General features: G+C 61.8%; 20 protein-coding genes. 10 read left to right on the plus strand and 10 right to left on the minus strand.

The genetic code is table 11. The features are described 5' to 3' along the window. Positions 1-235 precede the first annotated feature (235 nt). Together AC1RJY_RS05100 and arr are read left to right on the plus strand one after the other, a co-directional pair. Positions 236-673, plus strand: a complete 438-nt coding sequence (locus AC1RJY_RS05100) for a hypothetical protein (protein ID WP_011775494.1) — start codon at positions 236-238, stop codon at positions 671-673. Between the two features lie 47 nt (positions 674-720). Next, positions 721-1,131, plus strand: coding sequence for an NAD(+)--rifampin ADP-ribosyltransferase (gene arr, locus AC1RJY_RS05105; protein ID WP_011775493.1), 411 nt, complete (start codon positions 721-723; stop codon positions 1,129-1,131). 34 nt (positions 1,132-1,165) lie between these two features. Here arr and AC1RJY_RS05110 read toward each other — a convergent pair whose 3' ends face one another. Together AC1RJY_RS05110 and AC1RJY_RS05115 are read right to left on the minus strand one after the other, a co-directional pair. Beyond that, on the minus strand, positions 1,166-1,693 hold the full coding sequence (locus AC1RJY_RS05110; protein ID WP_011775492.1) for a hypothetical protein: 528 nt from the start codon (positions 1,691-1,693) through the stop codon (positions 1,166-1,168). Further along, entirely contained in the window at positions 1,690-2,037 is a 348-nt protein-coding gene (locus AC1RJY_RS05115; protein WP_014922334.1) for a PadR family transcriptional regulator, read from the minus strand. Before AC1RJY_RS05115 ends, AC1RJY_RS05110 begins: the two co-directional genes overlap by 4 nt. A 134-nt stretch (positions 2,038-2,171) precedes the next feature. Here AC1RJY_RS05115 and AC1RJY_RS05120 point away from each other — a divergent pair, with 134 nt between their 5' ends. The 6 genes from AC1RJY_RS05120 to AC1RJY_RS05145 are packed head-to-tail and all read left to right on the plus strand — an operon-like array spanning position 2,172 to position 6,343. After that, on the plus strand, positions 2,172-2,708 hold the full coding sequence (locus AC1RJY_RS05120; RefSeq protein WP_011775490.1) for a helix-turn-helix transcriptional regulator: 537 nt from the start codon (positions 2,172-2,174) through the stop codon (positions 2,706-2,708). 5 nt (positions 2,709-2,713) lie between these two features. After that, the gene (locus AC1RJY_RS05125; protein WP_011775489.1) at positions 2,714-4,417 is read left to right on the plus strand and encodes an ABC1 kinase family protein; all 1,704 of its coding nucleotides are present in this window, start codon (positions 2,714-2,716) and stop codon (positions 4,415-4,417) included. Positions 4,418-4,441: 24 nt separating this feature from the next. Continuing rightward, positions 4,442-4,963 (plus strand): universal stress protein, encoded by a 522-nt coding sequence (locus tag AC1RJY_RS05130; protein ID WP_011775488.1) that lies wholly within the window; start codon positions 4,442-4,444, stop codon positions 4,961-4,963. Next, positions 4,950-5,390: a fluoride efflux transporter FluC gene (locus AC1RJY_RS05135; protein WP_011775487.1), complete on the plus strand. Its 441-nt coding sequence runs from the start codon at positions 4,950-4,952 to the stop codon at positions 5,388-5,390. The genes AC1RJY_RS05130 and AC1RJY_RS05135 overlap by 14 nt, the downstream gene beginning before the upstream one ends. Beyond that, entirely contained in the window at positions 5,387-5,758 is a 372-nt protein-coding gene (crcB, locus tag AC1RJY_RS05140; RefSeq protein ID WP_011775486.1) for a fluoride efflux transporter CrcB, read from the plus strand. Before AC1RJY_RS05135 ends, crcB begins: the two co-directional genes overlap by 4 nt. 54 nt (positions 5,759-5,812) lie before the next feature. After that, the gene (locus tag AC1RJY_RS05145) at positions 5,813-6,343 is read left to right on the plus strand and encodes a ferritin (RefSeq protein ID WP_011775485.1); all 531 of its coding nucleotides are present in this window, start codon (positions 5,813-5,815) and stop codon (positions 6,341-6,343) included. 42 nt (positions 6,344-6,385) lie between these two features. Here the strand turns inward: AC1RJY_RS05145 and zapE are convergent, their stop codons facing one another. From zapE to AC1RJY_RS05165, 4 genes are read right to left on the minus strand one after another with little or no spacing between them, the layout of a single operon-like run. Then, positions 6,386-7,531, minus strand: a complete 1,146-nt coding sequence (zapE, locus tag AC1RJY_RS05150; RefSeq protein ID WP_238324339.1) for a cell division protein ZapE — start codon at positions 7,529-7,531, stop codon at positions 6,386-6,388. Then, on the minus strand, positions 7,528-8,523 hold the full coding sequence (corA, locus tag AC1RJY_RS05155) for a magnesium/cobalt transporter CorA (RefSeq protein WP_011775483.1): 996 nt from the start codon (positions 8,521-8,523) through the stop codon (positions 7,528-7,530). Before corA ends, zapE begins: the two co-directional genes overlap by 4 nt. A 10-nt stretch (positions 8,524-8,533) precedes the next feature. After that, complete coding sequence (locus AC1RJY_RS05160) at positions 8,534-8,959, minus strand: DUF1761 domain-containing protein (RefSeq protein ID WP_011775482.1); 426 nt, start codon at positions 8,957-8,959, stop codon at positions 8,534-8,536. Positions 8,960-8,978: 19 nt separating this feature from the next. Continuing rightward, positions 8,979-9,476, minus strand: a complete 498-nt coding sequence (locus AC1RJY_RS05165) for an Lrp/AsnC family transcriptional regulator (RefSeq protein WP_052295504.1) — start codon at positions 9,474-9,476, stop codon at positions 8,979-8,981. 191 nt (positions 9,477-9,667) lie between these two features. Here AC1RJY_RS05165 and AC1RJY_RS05170 point away from each other — a divergent pair, with 191 nt between their 5' ends. After that, the gene (locus tag AC1RJY_RS05170; protein WP_498601701.1) at positions 9,668-10,903 is read left to right on the plus strand and encodes an MFS transporter; all 1,236 of its coding nucleotides are present in this window, start codon (positions 9,668-9,670) and stop codon (positions 10,901-10,903) included. An 18-nt stretch (positions 10,904-10,921) separates the two neighbouring features. On the opposite strand, the gene AC1RJY_RS05175 is transcribed toward AC1RJY_RS05170, so the two are convergent. The 3 genes from AC1RJY_RS05175 to AC1RJY_RS05185 are packed head-to-tail and all read right to left on the minus strand — an operon-like array spanning position 10,922 to position 13,385. Continuing rightward, on the minus strand, positions 10,922-11,428 hold the full coding sequence (locus AC1RJY_RS05175; RefSeq protein ID WP_011775479.1) for an Lrp/AsnC family transcriptional regulator: 507 nt from the start codon (positions 11,426-11,428) through the stop codon (positions 10,922-10,924). 54 nt (positions 11,429-11,482) lie between these two features. Beyond that, positions 11,483-12,124 carry a TMEM175 family protein gene (locus AC1RJY_RS05180; RefSeq protein WP_011775478.1) on the minus strand — a complete coding sequence of 214 codons (642 nt, stop codon included), beginning with the start codon at positions 12,122-12,124 and terminating at the stop codon, positions 11,483-11,485. Between the two features lie 31 nt (positions 12,125-12,155). Next, the gene (locus AC1RJY_RS05185; protein ID WP_011775477.1) at positions 12,156-13,385 is read right to left on the minus strand and encodes an MFS transporter; all 1,230 of its coding nucleotides are present in this window, start codon (positions 13,383-13,385) and stop codon (positions 12,156-12,158) included. Positions 13,386-13,485: 100 nt separating this feature from the next. On the opposite strand from AC1RJY_RS05185, the gene AC1RJY_RS05190 reads away from it, so the two are divergent. Beyond that, the gene (locus tag AC1RJY_RS05190; RefSeq protein ID WP_011775476.1) at positions 13,486-14,460 is read left to right on the plus strand and encodes a LysR family transcriptional regulator; all 975 of its coding nucleotides are present in this window, start codon (positions 13,486-13,488) and stop codon (positions 14,458-14,460) included. Here AC1RJY_RS05190 and AC1RJY_RS05195 read toward each other — a convergent pair. Beyond that, on the minus strand, positions 14,435-15,466 hold the full coding sequence (locus AC1RJY_RS05195) for a nitronate monooxygenase (protein ID WP_498601704.1): 1,032 nt from the start codon (positions 15,464-15,466) through the stop codon (positions 14,435-14,437). The genes AC1RJY_RS05190 and AC1RJY_RS05195 overlap by 26 nt on opposite strands. Positions 15,467-15,478 lie beyond the last annotated feature (12 nt).

Consider the following 15,478-nt stretch of genomic DNA (forward strand, 5'->3'; position numbering starts at 1 on the left):
TTTCGGGAGGCCACCGCGGGTCCGGCCGGCCGTTCTTTTTCAGCCTCTCTGGCTGACAAGAACTACTGTGCCGGGCCAGAATCAAGATCCAATCCTGTGTTCGGTCAACAGTTCCTCAAGAACAACTCAAGACTCCCGCACCGGCAGAATCCTGTTCTGAACTCTCCTAAAAACCTGTGGAATGTGCTCTCATGGAAGACTCAGGGAGTCGAGGATTTAGCCCGGGGGAGCGGCCGTGAGCAGTCATAGTGAACCACTGACACCACGGCGGAATTCGCTGCGCTCAAGCGTCCTCATCCTTACGGTATTCACAGCCGCACTCAGTTGGTGCATCGCACTCCTCGGAATCGTCAACAGTCCCGCTGGTGTTATTTTCTTGACAGTCCCGGCGCTGGTATCCCTCGGAGTTGTTGTTGTCGTGGCCAAACGGCGCAGACGTACGCCGGCCCGCCACCTCGGCATGCCGGCTCCGAACGGCAGGACTGCTCTGAGAGCGCAGAGCAAGTCCGTGCTGATCCTCATGAGCTTCACAGCAGCACTCAGTTGGTGGATCGCGATCGTCGGCGTCAGTACAGGAGCCGGTATGTTCTTTCTGTGGCTGCCTTTCCTGGTAACGGCTGCAACAGTGGCGATGTGGCTCTACGTCAGGGCCTGGAAAATCACCCGGATCTGAAAGGATGCCCCCGCCAATACCCGCTGTCCTGGAAGTAGGCTGTAGCCGTGAGTCAACCACTGGATGAGGGCCCGTTCTTTCACGGCACTAAAGCTGATCTTCGGGACGGCGAACTGCTGAGGCCAGGCTTCAGGTCGAACTACCGTCCCGAGGTCGTGATGAACCATATCTACTTCACCGCTCTTCGGGACGGTGCGGGACTGGCTGCCGAGCTTGCGGCCGGTAACGGGGAACCGCGTGTCTACGCTGTTGAGCCCACCGGCTCATTCGAGGACGACCCTAATGTGACCGACAAGAAATTCCCGGGCAACCCTACCCGGTCTTTTCGCAGCAGCGCCCCGCTGAAGGTCATTGGTGAAGTGACCGACTGGACTCGTTTGACTCCTGAGGCGCTTCAAGAGTGGCGGGAGCGCCTAGCGGCAATCGTTGCGGACGAACGCGGCGAAATCATCAACTAACGGGTCTGATTCCGGTTCTTTGAACTGATCAGAATCATCGACGATTGAAAATCCGCCAAGATCGTGCACCGAGGAGAAGCGCGACGACGCCGATGATGGCGGGGACGTTGAGCCAAGCCCAGCTGCTTGTCCATCCCATGCCTACAGAATCGGGTGAGGAGAAAGCGGTGACGTCGACGAAAAAGAATGTGGCATGGGCTTCCATGGGCGTATTCGCATCGACGGCGGCAACCATGCCGAAGGTGAAAGCCAAGAACAGGGCCGAATAGACAAGCAGGGCCAACCCGGCGGTGATGATGCCGATGGACCACAACGGCCGGCGGTCATCGTCGACGGCGTATTGCCGGGCGAGCGTTTTGGGCGAACCCAGATCTCGAAGGCTTGATGGTGTATCCCGGGGGTCACCGGCTAGTGCCTGCCGTAATTCCTTGACTGTTGCCCGGCGTTCCTTGCCTGTTAGGACTGCTTCAAGGTGCCAGTCGAGGCGGGTGAGGTACATATCGGTTTGTATCCGGTCGCGGAGTGACCTGCGGGGCGATGCGGCAGATACCAAGTTTTTCATGTCGTGGGGGAATCCTTTTCTGTGGCTTTCTGGACGGCAGACGCTACGAGCTGCCACTGCTTCCGGGCGGATGCTTGGGATGCTTTTCCGTTGCCTGTCAGGGCAAAGTATTTCCGTGGCGGACCGTTGGTTGATGCGACCATCCTGGTGCTGACCAAGCCGTCGCGCTGAAGCCTGCTGAGGACTGGGTAGACCAAACCGGTTGTGACATCCAGGCCCAGGTCGGCAAGCCGCTCGACCAGTTGATACCCATAGGATTCCTCCTCGGCGATCAAGGTGAGCGTAAGTAGTGGCAGGACCGAACGCACCATCTGCGCATCCTGCTGTGCCTGAATTCTGGACATACTATTAGTGAAACATTAATAGCTGCCTTTGACTAGCCGCCACCCGCGAGTCGAGAGTCCATTGTTTCCTGGCTCGAGCCTGTATATCGTTAACTATCGTTCAGTATCGTTCGCGACATACCGAGGTGAGCCTGATGCATAATTCATTCCCCGCAAACGGATTTATGGGAAACAACCTTGACGGCATGTGGCAGGCCGTGGAGGAGTTTAGGTCACGGTTCGAGAAGCGCTCCGGCACCCGGGCCGGCCGGGGCGAGCTGAGGACAGCAATTCTGGCCCTCCTCGCTGAGCGCCCCATGCACGGCTATCAGATCATCCGTGAAATTGAGGAGCGGAGCGGTGGAAGTTGGAAGCCGAGCGCAGGCTCTGTCTATCCCACCCTTCAGCTGCTGGCAGATGAGGGTTTTGTCAGCACGGAGGAATCCAATGGCCGCAAAATCTACTCCCTGACGGAAGCGGGCCGAGAGGATGTTGCAAGTGCCGAAACGGCAGCGCCATGGGAGTCCGGAGCCGGCACCCACGGTTTCGCTGCGCTGCCGAAGGCCGGGGTGGAGCTTGCCCAGGCCGCGGCCCAGGTGGGGCGCACGGGAACGCCTAAGCAGGTGCAGGAGGCTGTAACAGTGTTGGAAGACGCCCGCCGCCGGCTGTACTCGATCCTCGCCCAGGACTGAAAGGGGTGACGTCGGTACAACGCGACCGGACGGATCCCCTGGCAGGGGAAGCCCGAGCCCGTTACCGTCGAATCCTACGATTTGCGGCGTGGCAGTTGGCCCAGACGTGGTGGTTTGAGCTGTTTCTGCCTCGGCTGGGTTTGCGCAGGCTTACCGAAGGCAATCGACCCGCGAGGATGCGACGCTTCGCGCAGCGTTTCCACGGGCTCGCCGTGGAGCTTGGTGGCCTGATGATCAAAGTGGGCCAGTTCATGTCGTCCCGGTTGGATGTGCTCCCGCCGGAGATTACTGCCGAACTGGAGGGCCTTCAGGACGAAGTGCCGCCGGTTCCGTTCCCTGCCATACGCGCTCTCGCCGAGGCGGAGTTGGGGGCTCCCTTGGAAGCTGTGTTCGCGTCGGTCGAGGAAACGCCCATCGCAGCAGCATCCCTCGGGCAGGCCCACCGAGCGAAACTCCTCCCCGGCAACGCGGAGGACACGGGCCTCAGCAGCGTGGTTTTCAAGGTGCAAAGGCCGGGCATCGATACCATCGTGGACGTCGATCTGGCCGCCCTGCGACGCGTGGGAGGCTGGCTGAGCCGTATTCGCATCGTTTCGCACCGCGCAGATGTGCCCGCTCTGATCAAGGAGTTTGCGCAGACCAGCCTGGAGGAGATCGACTACCTGAACGAGGCAGCAAATTCGGAGCGCTTTGCTGCTGACTTTGTCGATGACGCCAGGGTGACGGTGCCGGGGGTGGTCTGGGAACGGACCACGCGCCGGGTGCTCACGCTGGAAGATGTCACAGCCATCAAGATTACAGATGCGGAGTCGCTTCGGATGGCCGGGATTGACCCGGCGTCGGTTGCCCCTGTCTTCGCTTCGGTGATGTTTGACCAGTTGTTCACCAACGGCTTCTTCCATGCCGATCCGCATCCCGGCAATATCTTTGTCACACCTCATGCCGGCTCATCCGAACGTCCATGGAAACTGACGTTCATTGACTTTGGAATGATGGGTGAGGTCCCTGCGAAGACCAGAAGGGGACTGCGGAAGCTACTGATTGCGGCTGCTTCGAGGGATGGAAAAGGTCTCGTAGCCGCTATCAGCGATGTTGGCGTCCTCATGCCTTCGGCTGACACCGCTGAGTTGGAGCGGGCCATGACGCAACTCTTCGCTCGCTTTGGGGGCATGGGCTTTGCCGAACTTCGCGATGTGGACCCGCGGGAGTTCCGTGACTTTGGGGCAGAGTTCGGCAGCGTGATCAGGTCGCTTCCGTTTCAGTTGCCGGAGAATTTCCTGCTCATCATCCGCGCCATGTCGCTGACGTCGGGGGTGTGCAGCTCACTGGACGCCCGATTCAACCTGTGGGACTCGGTGGAACCTTATGCAGCACAGTTGCTGCGCGACGAGCGCGGTAATCTCATCAATGATGTGGCATCCCAGGCGTTCGACGCCGCCGCGGTCGCCTTGCGCCTGCCGAAACGGCTGGACGGGCTGGTCACCCGACTCGAGGAAGGGTCACTTCAGGTAGACAACCGGCGCTTGGAGCGACAGATTGCGCGGCTCATTCGCATAGCGCGGCGAGCCGTGGGTGCTGTGATCTTCGGAGCGATGCTGATTGCCGGCTCCGTGATCCGCACCGACGACACCGTGCTCGGAAATGTATTGATGATCGCGTCAGTGGTTCCTTTGCTCTACGGCTTGTGGTCCGGGCGCCGGAGCCGCTGACAAGAGGCGACGTAGAATTGCCCTGTGACTGAGATCCCCGCACCACGTCCCGAGGCCTCCGGCAGCATGTCCGGCCCCATCCTGGTAGGCGTGATGCCCGGGCAACAGCCTGTGGTCGTCGAGCAGGCAGCACACGTGGCCGCCCGCGCGCGCTTGCCGCTGGTCTGCGCATATTCGGATGTCACGGTGTATCCCGTCGATGGGACAACTGGCGGGCAGACAGCCCCGATTGATCCGGATGGCGTTGCCGGAGCACAAGGGATACCGGATTCACTGACGGGCACCATTGCCGAGCAACTGGCTGGCCAGGACATAGGTTGGTCCATCGTGCCGCTTGCGGGCGAGCCCGCACGCGCCTTGGCACGTCTGGCCGCGGAAATTGGTGCCTCCATGATCGTGGTGGGAACACGGGAGCATAAGCTGACGGCCGCGCTCAAAGAGCTGACGTCGGGTTCCGTGGCACGGCACCTGTTCCATCGCCAAGAGGTGCCTGTGCTCGTTGTCCCCGTGAACCCTCGGGTCCCGGACGACGATGACGACGACTGAGGCAAAGGAACCGATCCATCTTCACTGGGGTTTCATCGGCATAGTGGCGGCCGGCGGGGTGTTTGGAGCGCTCGCCCGGTACGGCCTTGGACTGGTGATACCAGCGCCGAATGCCTGGCCGCTTCCTACCTTGGCCATCAATCTCTCCGGCGCGCTGGCGCTGGGCGCCTTACTGGAGGGACTCTCCCGCAGAGGGCTCGACGTCGGCAGTCGCCGGGTTCTGCGGCTCGCCTTGGGTACGGGGTTCCTGGGCGCTTACACGACGTACAGCACCCTGGCTCTGGACGCAGTCCACCTTTTCACGGCGGATGAAGCACTTGGAGCTGCCGGCTACCTGGCAGCGAGCTTGCTCGGCGGAGCCGCGGCCACTACCGCGGGCATATGGTTGGGGGCGTGGCATCATCGCCGCGCAACGGGCAAGTCGTGACCGTCATACTCCTTGCACTCGCGGGCGGAGTCGGCGCAGCGGTCAGGTTCATGGTGGACGGTTTTGTCAGGCAACGCCTCAAGACTGCCCTCCCGTGGGGAACCATCCTGATCAATGTCACAGGTTCGTTGGCGCTTGGGTTCCTCGCCGGACTGGTGATGCGCGGCCAAGCGGCCGAATCCCTGTTCTTGATCCTGGGCACAGGCTTCCTGGGCGGATACACCACGTTCAGTACGGCGAGCCTGGAGACCATCCGGCTGATTCAAAGTGGAAGGACTGGCCTGGCGCTCATCAATGGATTGGGATCCATGGCAGCAAGCGTTCTTTCCGCTGCGGCCGGTGTGGGGATCAGCCTTCTGCTGCCGTGAGCAGTGGCCAACCTCACCACCAAAAGTGTCATGGGCCGGCTGTAGGATCGAGCCATGGCTAAGAAGACTTTCAATGAGCTGTTGTCCGCCCAGGTCGCCAATGAGTTTGCGGCCTCCCAGCAATACATCGCCGTGGCTGTGTATTTTGATGGCGAAGATTTGCCGCAGCTGGCCCGTCACTTCTATCGCCAGTCACTCGAAGAGCGCAACCACGCCATGATGATGGTCCAGTACATGCTGGACCGGAACGTGCACGTGGAGATTCCGGGCATCAATCCGGTCCGCAACAACTTCGCCAATGCCAAGGAACCCATCGCGCTCGCTTTGGAGCAGGAAAAAGAAGTTACCCGGAACATCGAGGAAATGTTCCGCGTTGCCCGCGCAGAGGGCGATGCCTTGGGTGAGCAGTTCATGCTGTGGTTCCTGAAGGAGCAGGTTGAGGAAGTCGCTTCCATGACTACGCTGCTGAACATCACCGAACGGGCAGAGAACCTTTTCGACATTGAGAACTACGTTGCCCGCGAAACCGTAGGCGACGGCGGACACGACGCAGGCGCCCCATCCGCCGCGGGCGGCGTCATCTAACTGCCCGCCTCGGGCACTTCACTACAAGAGGCCGCTGGATGCTTAGCTTCCGGCGGCCTCTTCGCTTTCCATGCTTGTGTCCGCATCGGAGCGGCCTAGCAGGGATAAACGGCTGGCGATGCGTGCCAGATCCACCGGCAGGACGCCGTCGCTTGCGTCAATGTCCCAGTCGAGTGGTCCCTCTCCTATCAGGAACAAGGTGATGTCCTGGTCGTAGAGCACATCCACCACGTTGCTGAACCGCTGCCAGGCCGGCGCGGATGCAGCATCACCTTCCGCTGGGACGGGGACGTCGTCAATGACCCACGTTTTGTGCGTTTCGGCCAACGCCAGAAAGTCCGCCGTCGAGGTCAGCCCGCTGCACAGCTCCTCAAAACCGACCCACAGGAGCTCCGGGTCCGAGTTCTTGACCACGATTGGTTGGGTGGTGGGATTCAACACCCGGCTTTGTGAGGGCGGGGGCCGGAAGAGGCCGAGACGTCCCAGCTGCCGCGGTGTACCGGGGGAGACGATGCGTCCCGACCGGAAAGCACCATGACCCGGGCCGGTATCACTCACCGGATAGCGACGAAAATCCGAGGCGCCATTGATCTCCACGAGGTCCATCATCTCCTTGATGGCCTCGATGGTGGGCAGGAAATGGTCATGCCACAGGGGATTGGGCAGCAAATCATCCGGGGCGTAGTTGGACGTAACCACCAGGAGGACACGACGCTGCGCGGCGGTCCGCAGCAGACGGGAAATGAACATGCCATCACCGATGTCGTGCACGTGGAACTCGTCAAAAAACAGCACCTCCACACCGTCCAGCAGCGCGTCCACTGACTGCTGGATCGCTGTTCCGTTACCGGCCTCCGGGCCATGTGTGCCGCTGTGGAGCTTGCGGAAGAAATCGTGGAAGTGGACCCGCCGTTTCCGCGCATCCAGCCGTCCGTAGAAACTGTCCATCAGCCACGTTTTACCGCGGCCCACAGGTCCGTGGAGGTAGAGGCTTCGTGGTGACTTCCGCGGAAGCGCCCGACGGCGGCCGGTAACCTGCGCACCAAAGGCCGCCAACCGCTCGGCTGCTTGCCGCTGACTGGGTTCAAGCTCAAAACCCGACCGCACGGCGTCGTGCGCCATGCCCTCAATCAAAGTCCTCGCAGGGTTCCGCGAGATGCGCGAGGCGGGCTTAAAGGTGGGCGTCACAGCCAACCTTTGCGTTTGAAGATGACATACATGAGCAAGGCGGCGCCGAACATGAGGCCAACAGCCAAGGGATAGCCGAACTCCCAGTGCAGCTCAGGCATATGGTCGAAGTTCATTCCGTAGACGCCCGCCACGAAGGATGGAGCGAAGAGGATGGCAGCCCAGGAAGAGATCTTCTTGACCTGCTCGTTTTGGGCAGCGCTGGCCTCGTTCTGGCGGTTGGCAGTCAGTGTGCCATCGAGGGTGAGGGCGTTCTGAAGGAGATCCCGGAATGAGTTGGCCCTGGAGATCACGCGTTGGACGTGGTCCTCGACGTCCCGGAGCGAGCGCTGCAGCTCGATGTCGACGCCGTACTTTTCGAAGCCCTTCTCCAGCAACACCATCATGTCCGGCAGGGGATGAATGGCACGCTGGAACTGGATGACTTCGCGGGCGAGCTCATAGATACGGCGTGAAACGGCGCTGTCGCCGCTGAAGAGTTGGTCTTCAATTTCGTCGATGTCGTTTTCGAGGCCTGCAACTACTGGAGCATAGTCGTCCACCACTTGGTCCAGGAGGGCGTAGAGCACTGCTTCCGGGCCGTGGCGGAGAAGGTCCGGGCGCTCCTCAAGCCGCTTGCGCACACGGGCAACTCCGCCGGTTTCGGCGTGCCGGATGGTCACTACGAAGTTTGGTCCGGTGAAGACGTGCAGTTCGCCGAACTCAACAGTTTCGGTTTCGTCCAGGTAGCGGGCCGGCCGCAGTACCGTGAACAGGTTGTGGTCGTAGCGTTCAAGTTTGGGTCGCTGGTGCGCCGAGACGGCGTCTTCCACGGCGAGTTCGTGGAGCCCGAACTCTTGGGCCACGGCGGCCATCTCCTCCTTGGTGGGACGATACAGCCCGATCCAGGCCATGCCGCCGTGTTCCGCGAGCATCTCAAACGTCTGTTCGAGGTTATGCGGGGTGGCAGTGCGGACGCCGTCTACATATACGGCGTTGTCGATAATGGTCACTGGTTGAACGCTACTGCATGGCTCCGATGATGGCGCCCGCGATGGTCATTGCCACGATGTCGTGGCCGGAATCGATCACGGTTACCGCTGATGGGCGCCCGGCGAAGCCGTTGTGAATCACATGGCCGCCGGCACGGAATATCACGGCCAGGATCAGCGCGAAGAAACCGCCGGCCAGGAAGGTATTGAGGTCCAACGCGCTGATGAGGACAGCGAGGAGAATGCTGGTCAGTGCTGCTGCCACCATCATGGGAAGCCAAATGCTTGCGCCGCCTTCGATGTTCTTGAGGTCCTCTTCGGTCTTGCCGATTGCCTGCATCCACCTGCGACCGAGTACGGCCGGCATGTACCAGACGAAGCCGATCACCATGCTTGCAACAAAGGCCAGAAGTATGGCGAGCCAGTTGATCTGGGAAATGTGTGAGAGCCAATCCATGCCTAAAATCCTAGTCCGTTCAAGCCTCCGAGCCGGCGCTCAGCCCCTCTTGCCGGGGCCGTGTTGGTGTTGCCGCCATCCTCCCGATGAGTGGCTCCGTGCGGTACGGGATATGGGTGTGCAGGGCAAGCACTGTTTCGGTCCTGATGACTCCCTTGGTGCGGAGCACCGAGCGCAACGCTGACTGCAGGTTGTGAGTGTCCGTTGCTACCACCCGGCACCACAGATCGCCGCGGCCGGAGATTTCATGAACCTCCAACACCTGGGGGATCAGGCGCAAGGCGCCGATGACGCCGTCGAGTTCCCGGTGGGTGACTTCAATGGTCACAAAGGCGACGACGTCGTACCCCACCTTTTCGAGATCTACCTCCCGGCCGGCGGCTTGCAGCACGCCGGAACGGAGAAGGCGCTTGACCCTGCTTTGGGCCGTGTTGCGTGCGATGCCCAGTTCGTCGCTCAACTCGGCGATCTGGATGCGGGGATCTTTGATGAGTTCCAGGAGGATCTTCAAGTCCATTGGGTCAAGGGTGTTCAAATGGTCACTCCAGCTCACTTGGATCGTGTTACTTTGCGTGTTTTGCTCAATCTTCGCATCCTTAAGGTTCTCTGAGATCAGAGTTACTGCATTCTATTGCCATCAATACTTAGCCGGGCTGCGCTTCCCACAAGGAAACCAACAGCCCGGCCACCGAGTCCGAAGGCATGGAAATGACTGTCTTGAGCGAACTCCGCATGCGCCCGGCCACAGCCGAGCGCTGGGGATGGGATGCCTCCACCACCGCCAGGCTGGTCTTGGCCGGGGTTGTGATCTTTACGCTGCTGGTTGGCGCCAACATCGCCACGCCTTTGTATCCCTTGCTGCAAGCCAGGCTCGGCATGTCTTCGCTGGGAGTGACGGTTGCCTTCTCGAGCTATGTTCTCGCGCTGGTGGGGGTTCTCATGGTGGCGGGTCATTGGTCGGACCACATTGGGCGGAGGGCAGCGCTGGTGCTGGCCGTGCTGGTTGGTTTGGTGGGTGGCGTGATTTTCGCGAATGCGGACTCGCTTGTCACGTTGTCCCTGGGCCGGGCGCTGCAGGGCGTGGCCGTAGGACTCGCAACCGGAGCCAGTTCGGCGGCCTTGCGCGAACTGCTGCCACAGCGGCCGGACTGGGCTTCCCGCTTTACTCTGCTTTCCTCTGCCGGGGGCGTTGCTGCAGGTCCCGCAATCGGTGGCTTCTTGTCGCTCTTGCCGGACCCCACACGAACTCCGTACTACATCCACTCGGCGGTATTGATAGCAGCGCTCATTCCGTTGTGGTTGCTGAAAGCCAGGCCCGCCATCGCGCCCGCGGAAGGGCCCAAGCCCCTCAAGGTCCTTGCCCCGCGGAAGCCGTCCATCTCGCAAGACGCACGCGGAGCATTCTGGATGGCAGCGGCCACCGGATTCCTGAGTTTCGCGGTGTTCGGTTTCTGCCTTTCCCTGGCACCCGGATACTTCGCCAGCGTGGTCCACGCCGATTCACGGCCCCTGATCGGTCTGCTTGCCGGTGTCACTTTGGGTGCCTCGGCCTTGAGCCAGTTGCTGGGTGCACGCGGAAAGTTCGTCGTCCCCGTGGCACTTGCCGTGCTGGGCGCCTCGGTGGTTTTGGTGGGAGCTGCGGCGGCGTGGTCAAGCCCTTGGCTGCTGGTAGCTGCCAGCATCACAGCGGGAGTGGGCCAAGGAATTGCCTTCAGGCAGGTCTTCAACGAGGTGGCCGGGAAAGTGGAAGCTGCCCGCCATGCACAAGTCATCAGCACCGTGTACGTCATCACGTACCTGGGGAGCGCTGTTCCGGTGATTGGGCTCGGACTGGCAGTCTCGGCGCTAGGCCTGCAGACCGCCGTCGTGGGTTTCACGGCTTTGTGTGGCGCGGCAGCCCTGGCGCTCGCGGCTGTGTCTCTTCGGAAGGCCTTGCGGGACTGAAACCCGATGCCCCGGCTCTTACTCGGGCAACGGTCCCCGGTTGCCGGGGATGTGCTGGAACACCATAGTGGTTTCCGTGTGGCCGACCACGGGGTCCGTGGCGAGGTTGTCCAGGAGCCAGTTACGGAGGTCGTCGGTGTTGGCGACGGCAATGTGGAGAAGGTAGTCCACTGAGCCGGTGGTGTGAAAAGTGGAGATGACCGCCGGGAGCTTGGGGACCCGCGCAGTGAAGCGGTCAATTTGGTCACGGTCATGGGCACGCAGCCGAACAGCGATGAGAGCCTGAACAGAGCGGCCGATGGCCGGCAGGCTCAACACAGCTTCGAAGCCCTCGATGATTCCGCGTTCAGAGAGCGCCCTGGTGCGCATCAGGGCCGTGGACGGCGCGATTCCCACGAGTTCAGCCAACTGCTTGTTGGAGATCCGTGCGTCGTCCACCAATGCTGCGAGGATTCGTTCATCGATCGCATCCAGCGGCTCTGCGCTGCCCGTGCTTGACCGAACATTCTTCGTGGGGTTGCTCACGGATCCTCCTGAAATTGCCTTTCACCCATCCTAATCCGTGAAATCTTCAGGTGACTATCGCTTCGCGGGTGAGCGACGACCTCGCCGCCGGTCCAACCGCTGGAGCGGCTCACTGAGCAGCATCAACAGCAGGGGCCAGTTTCCGGCGCCGGGAATGACAACGGCCAGAACGAGTGCTGCAAGGAAGAGCCCGGACACGATCCAACTTGCTCGAATGCCCATCACGGCGTCGTCGTCAGCCATGTCGTGGAGGTCAGGGTGGGACCGGAGGTAGATGCGGGCCAGAAGAAGCATCAGGCTGGTGGCGAACAAGGTTCCTATATAGACCAGTGGCTGTGCCCAATCAGACTCCATCTGGGTGGATAGTGACGTCGCAACGGGCATCACCACAATGGTGAACATCCATGCCACGGTCAACCACAACAAACCCGCGTCCACCTGTTTAACGCTGCGAAAGAGCTTATGGTGGTGCACCCAAAAAACTGCGATGAGGATGAAGCTCAGGGCAAAACCGAGAAGGGCGTATTGTTCCTCCGCCAACCACTCAGCCGTAGTGCCGTCATGGTCCGCCAGTTCACCCACGCTCTCCATGAGCGGCAAGATCAACAACGTCAATGCAATCGCCACCACGGCATCCGTAAACGCCTGCAAACGCTCCGGTGACGACAGCTCCCGGTTTTTCGTGACCTGTGTCATGCCTCCGATTGTAGGGGCAGACCGCCTTGAATCAGCGGGAGTGGCGCGGGGGGCGGTGAACAATCAAAGTGACTGCCGCCGTCGTGATGGACAGCGCAATGACACTCAACGCCAAAGCCGGCCAGCCAAATGCCTGAAAGGCCAGGCCGCCTGCCCAACCGATAACGCTGGAACCCAGGTAGTAGGACAGGTTGTACAGTGATGCTGCTTGAGCGCGGCCTGTGGTTGCAATGGCACCGGTCCACCCGGAGCCGACGCTATGGGCGGCGAAGAAGCCACCCGTAAAGATCACCAGCCCGGCCAAGGTGGCTGTCAGGTTCTCCACCAACGTCATGGCCAAACCTGCCGACATGATGGCGATACCAGCCAGCAGGACGTTCCGCCGGCCAAACTTGGCGGTCAGCCCGGCCGCCCAACGTGAGCTGACGGTTCCGGACAAGTACGCCAGGAAGATCAGGCTGACAACCGTGGCGGGTAGGCCAAATGGTTCGGCATGCAGCCGGAAGCCGAGGTAGTTGTAAACGGCAACGAAGCCACCCATGAGCAGGAATGCCTGCAAATACAGCGACAACAGCTTGGGGTTGCTGGAGTGCCCGCCCAAAGTTCGGAGGGCCCCGCGAAAACCTATGGCCGGTGCCGGACTGAAACGCCGCTGCTTGGGAACAAGGACCAGGAACAAGACAGCGGATACGGTGGCCAGCAGGGAGACAGCGAAGGCTGCGGCACGCCATCCCCAGAGTTCTCCAACGGGGCCGGCCACCAACCGCCCGGCCAAACCGCCCAGTGTGGTTCCGGCAACGTAGGTGCCGGCTGCGAGGGCAGTGTGAATCTTGGTGACTTCCTCATTGAGGTAGGCGATAGCGATCGCGGGAATGCCGCCCAGGGCCATGCCTTCCAAGGCTCGGAGCCCCAGCAACACGGGCACGGTTGGCGCAAGTGGAACCAGCAGGCCCAGAAGCGTTGCGGCGGCTATGCCGATGGCCATGGCGCGGACCCGGCCTATCCGGTCGGCCACAAAGGACCATGGAAGTACGGTGACAGCCAGGCCCACAGTGGCCAGGGAGATGCTCAGGGCAGCTTCAGCTGCCGTGATCCGGAGGTCGGCGGCCATGAGCGGAAGCACGGCCTGCGTGGAATACAGCTGGGCGAAGGTCGCGACGCCGGCAAGCGCCAGAGCGGCCAGGACGCGGCTGTAGCCGCGGGATCCTTTGACGTGTCCATCCCAGGAATCGGTGCTGGCCATGGAGGTAGCTTTGCTCACCGAGCCAGACTAGGACCAAGCTGACCCTGCGTTCCAATGCATAGGTCATCTACGATTGATGCGTTAGTGCATGAATACTTCCTGCGAACAATGGAGCCTCATGGAACCCGACCACCAGCAACTCGTACAGCTTCTTCCCCTGCTGCCCGTCCTTGCTGAGCTCGGCCGAACGGAACACATGACTGAAACCGCTGAGATCCTCGGCATTCCACAGTCGACCGTGAGCCGGGCAGTGGCCCGGGCCAGTGCCATCGTCGGGATGGACTTGCTGATCCGCGACGGCCGGGGGATCCGGCTTACGCCTGCAGCCCGGACTCTATTGCCCTACATCGAGGCAGCGCTGGAGGATTTCCAGGCCGGGCTGGACAGGGTGCGGCATGAGTCGGACGTTGTCCGGGGTCGCATTGGGGTTTCGTTTCAACACACTTTCGGTGAAGCGACCCTCCCTCTGCTCATCAGCGCCTTTCGCGGCCGCCACCCGCACGCGGTGTTCGACCTCTGGCAGGGTCCCCGCGACGATTGTCTGAAGCAACTGGCCGACGGCAGCATGGATTTCGCTTTGACGGCACCGATTGCGCCGGAGGGGCGGGGTATTCACGCCCTGCCGCTGTACCGCGAACCCTTGCGCGCAGTGTTGCACTACCGCCATCCTCTGGCGCACAGGTCAAGCGTTCACCTCTCCGAACTCCGGCAGGACCCCTACATCACACTTCCGGAGGGGGTGGGCCTGCGGGCGCTGGGTGAGGCGCTCTTGCGGGAAGCCGGCTTCCGGCCCCGGATCGCCTTTGAAGTCCAAGAGTCCACGTCCGCGCGCGGATTGGTCTCCGCCGGGTTGGGGTTCAGCATCCTGCCGCCGGCGGGGCCCGGATCGGGGACGGGCCAGTTCCTTCCGGAGGCCGAACTTGGCCTCGTTGAAGTGGCCATCGAATCGGACCTGGCGTTCCGGCAGATCGGCATCGCCTGGCGGGAGCGAAGCTTCGAGCCGGACGCCGTCAGACTGTTCCGGGAACTCGTGGTCAACGAAGGCGGGAATTTGCTCGCCGAACTTGTCAGAGCCCGTTCAGGAACTCCCTGACCACGTCCTTCGCCGAGCCCTCCCTGGCCTGCTGCCAGCCGGTCCCTGCCCACAGGTTGAGGCGGTGGGGATCTCCCGCCGCGGATGACGCAGCCCGAACGGGGCTCGTCAGGTGGTGGATGGCGGGATAGCCCTCCGGAGCGTCACGATGATCGCGGAGGAACTCGTTAACCAGCGAACGAGCCCATCGTCCTGTGAAAGCCCGGGTCATTGCCGTGTCCGTGAAGGCAGGGTCGCCCAGGGCGTCCTTGTGCGGCTTCCGTGCACCGCTCTCGTCCGTGCGAACCAAGGCGGTACCCACTTGCGCGGCCGCCGCGCCGGCCGCGAGCACATCACGCAGCGCGGCGCTATCCATGATGGCGCCCGCCGCTATCAGCGGAAGTCCGACGGCGGCACGCACCTGGGTTACCAGTTCCGCCGTCGTACGGGCTGAAGGTTCCCGTCCGCCAGGCAGAAAGGCTGCCGTGTGTCCGCCCGCAGAGCTATGTTGCACTGCGATGGCATCAGGGCCTTCCTCAGCAGCAGCAAGAGCTTCCTCCACACTGGTGACACTGGAGATGACCTGGCTGCCGGCTTTTTGAAGGGCCCGGACCACAGGCTTTCCCGGGAGGCCAAACGCGAAGCTTACAAACTCCACCGGGTCGGCCAGCAGGGCGTCGATCTTGTCCTGCCACGCATCATCGTCATCAAGCCGAAGGGGAGGCAGGGTCACGCCGTAGCGGGCTGCCTCCGGTTCAAGTTCGGCCCGGTACGCCTCCAGATGCGCCCGGGCCTCCTGGCTAGGCGGGAGCTGACGTGGGTCCGGTACGAACACGTTCATGCCAAACGGAATGTCGAGTGCCCGCGTGGCAGCGATTTCGGCAGTCATGGCTTCGGGGCTCTTGTAACCGGCGGCGATGAAACCCAGCCCGCCACCCTCATGAACTGCTTGCACCAACGCCGGTGTAGACGTTCCCCCGGCCATGGGAGCTGCAATAAACGGTGTACCAAACAGGGATTCAGGCATGTGCGGTTTCTC

The organism is Arthrobacter sp. GW822-FHT05G07, assembly GCF_058799755.1.

Bases quoted from the DNA above. Each gene is read 5' to 3' on its own strand.
- AC1RJY_RS05115 (WP_014922334.1), bottom strand. From the start codon at position 2,037: ATGTCCAGAATTCAGGCACAGCAGGATGCGCAGATGGTGCGTTCGGTC.
- AC1RJY_RS05180 (WP_011775478.1), bottom strand. From the start codon at position 12,124: ATGACACAGGTCACGAAAAACCGGGAGCTGTCGTCACCGGAGCGTTTG.
- AC1RJY_RS05160 (WP_011775482.1), bottom strand. From the start codon at position 8,959: ATGGATTGGCTCTCACACATTTCCCAGATCAACTGGCTCGCCATACTT.
- AC1RJY_RS05110 (WP_011775492.1), bottom strand. From the start codon at position 1,693: ATGAAAAACTTGGTATCTGCCGCATCGCCCCGCAGGTCACTCCGCGAC.
- AC1RJY_RS05135 (WP_011775487.1), top strand. From the start codon at position 4,950: ATGACGACGACTGAGGCAAAGGAACCGATCCATCTTCACTGGGGTTTC.
- AC1RJY_RS05145 (WP_011775485.1), top strand. From the start codon at position 5,813: ATGGCTAAGAAGACTTTCAATGAGCTGTTGTCCGCCCAGGTCGCCAAT.
- AC1RJY_RS05170 (WP_498601701.1), top strand. From the start codon at position 9,668: ATGACTGTCTTGAGCGAACTCCGCATGCGCCCGGCCACAGCCGAGCGC.
- AC1RJY_RS05195 (WP_498601704.1), bottom strand. From the start codon at position 15,466: ATGCCTGAATCCCTGTTTGGTACACCGTTTATTGCAGCTCCCATGGCC.
- AC1RJY_RS05165 (WP_052295504.1), bottom strand. From the start codon at position 9,476: ATGGACTTGAAGATCCTCCTGGAACTCATCAAAGATCCCCGCATCCAG.
- AC1RJY_RS05120 (WP_011775490.1), top strand. From the start codon at position 2,172: ATGCATAATTCATTCCCCGCAAACGGATTTATGGGAAACAACCTTGAC.
- AC1RJY_RS05190 (WP_011775476.1), top strand. From the start codon at position 13,486: ATGGAACCCGACCACCAGCAACTCGTACAGCTTCTTCCCCTGCTGCCC.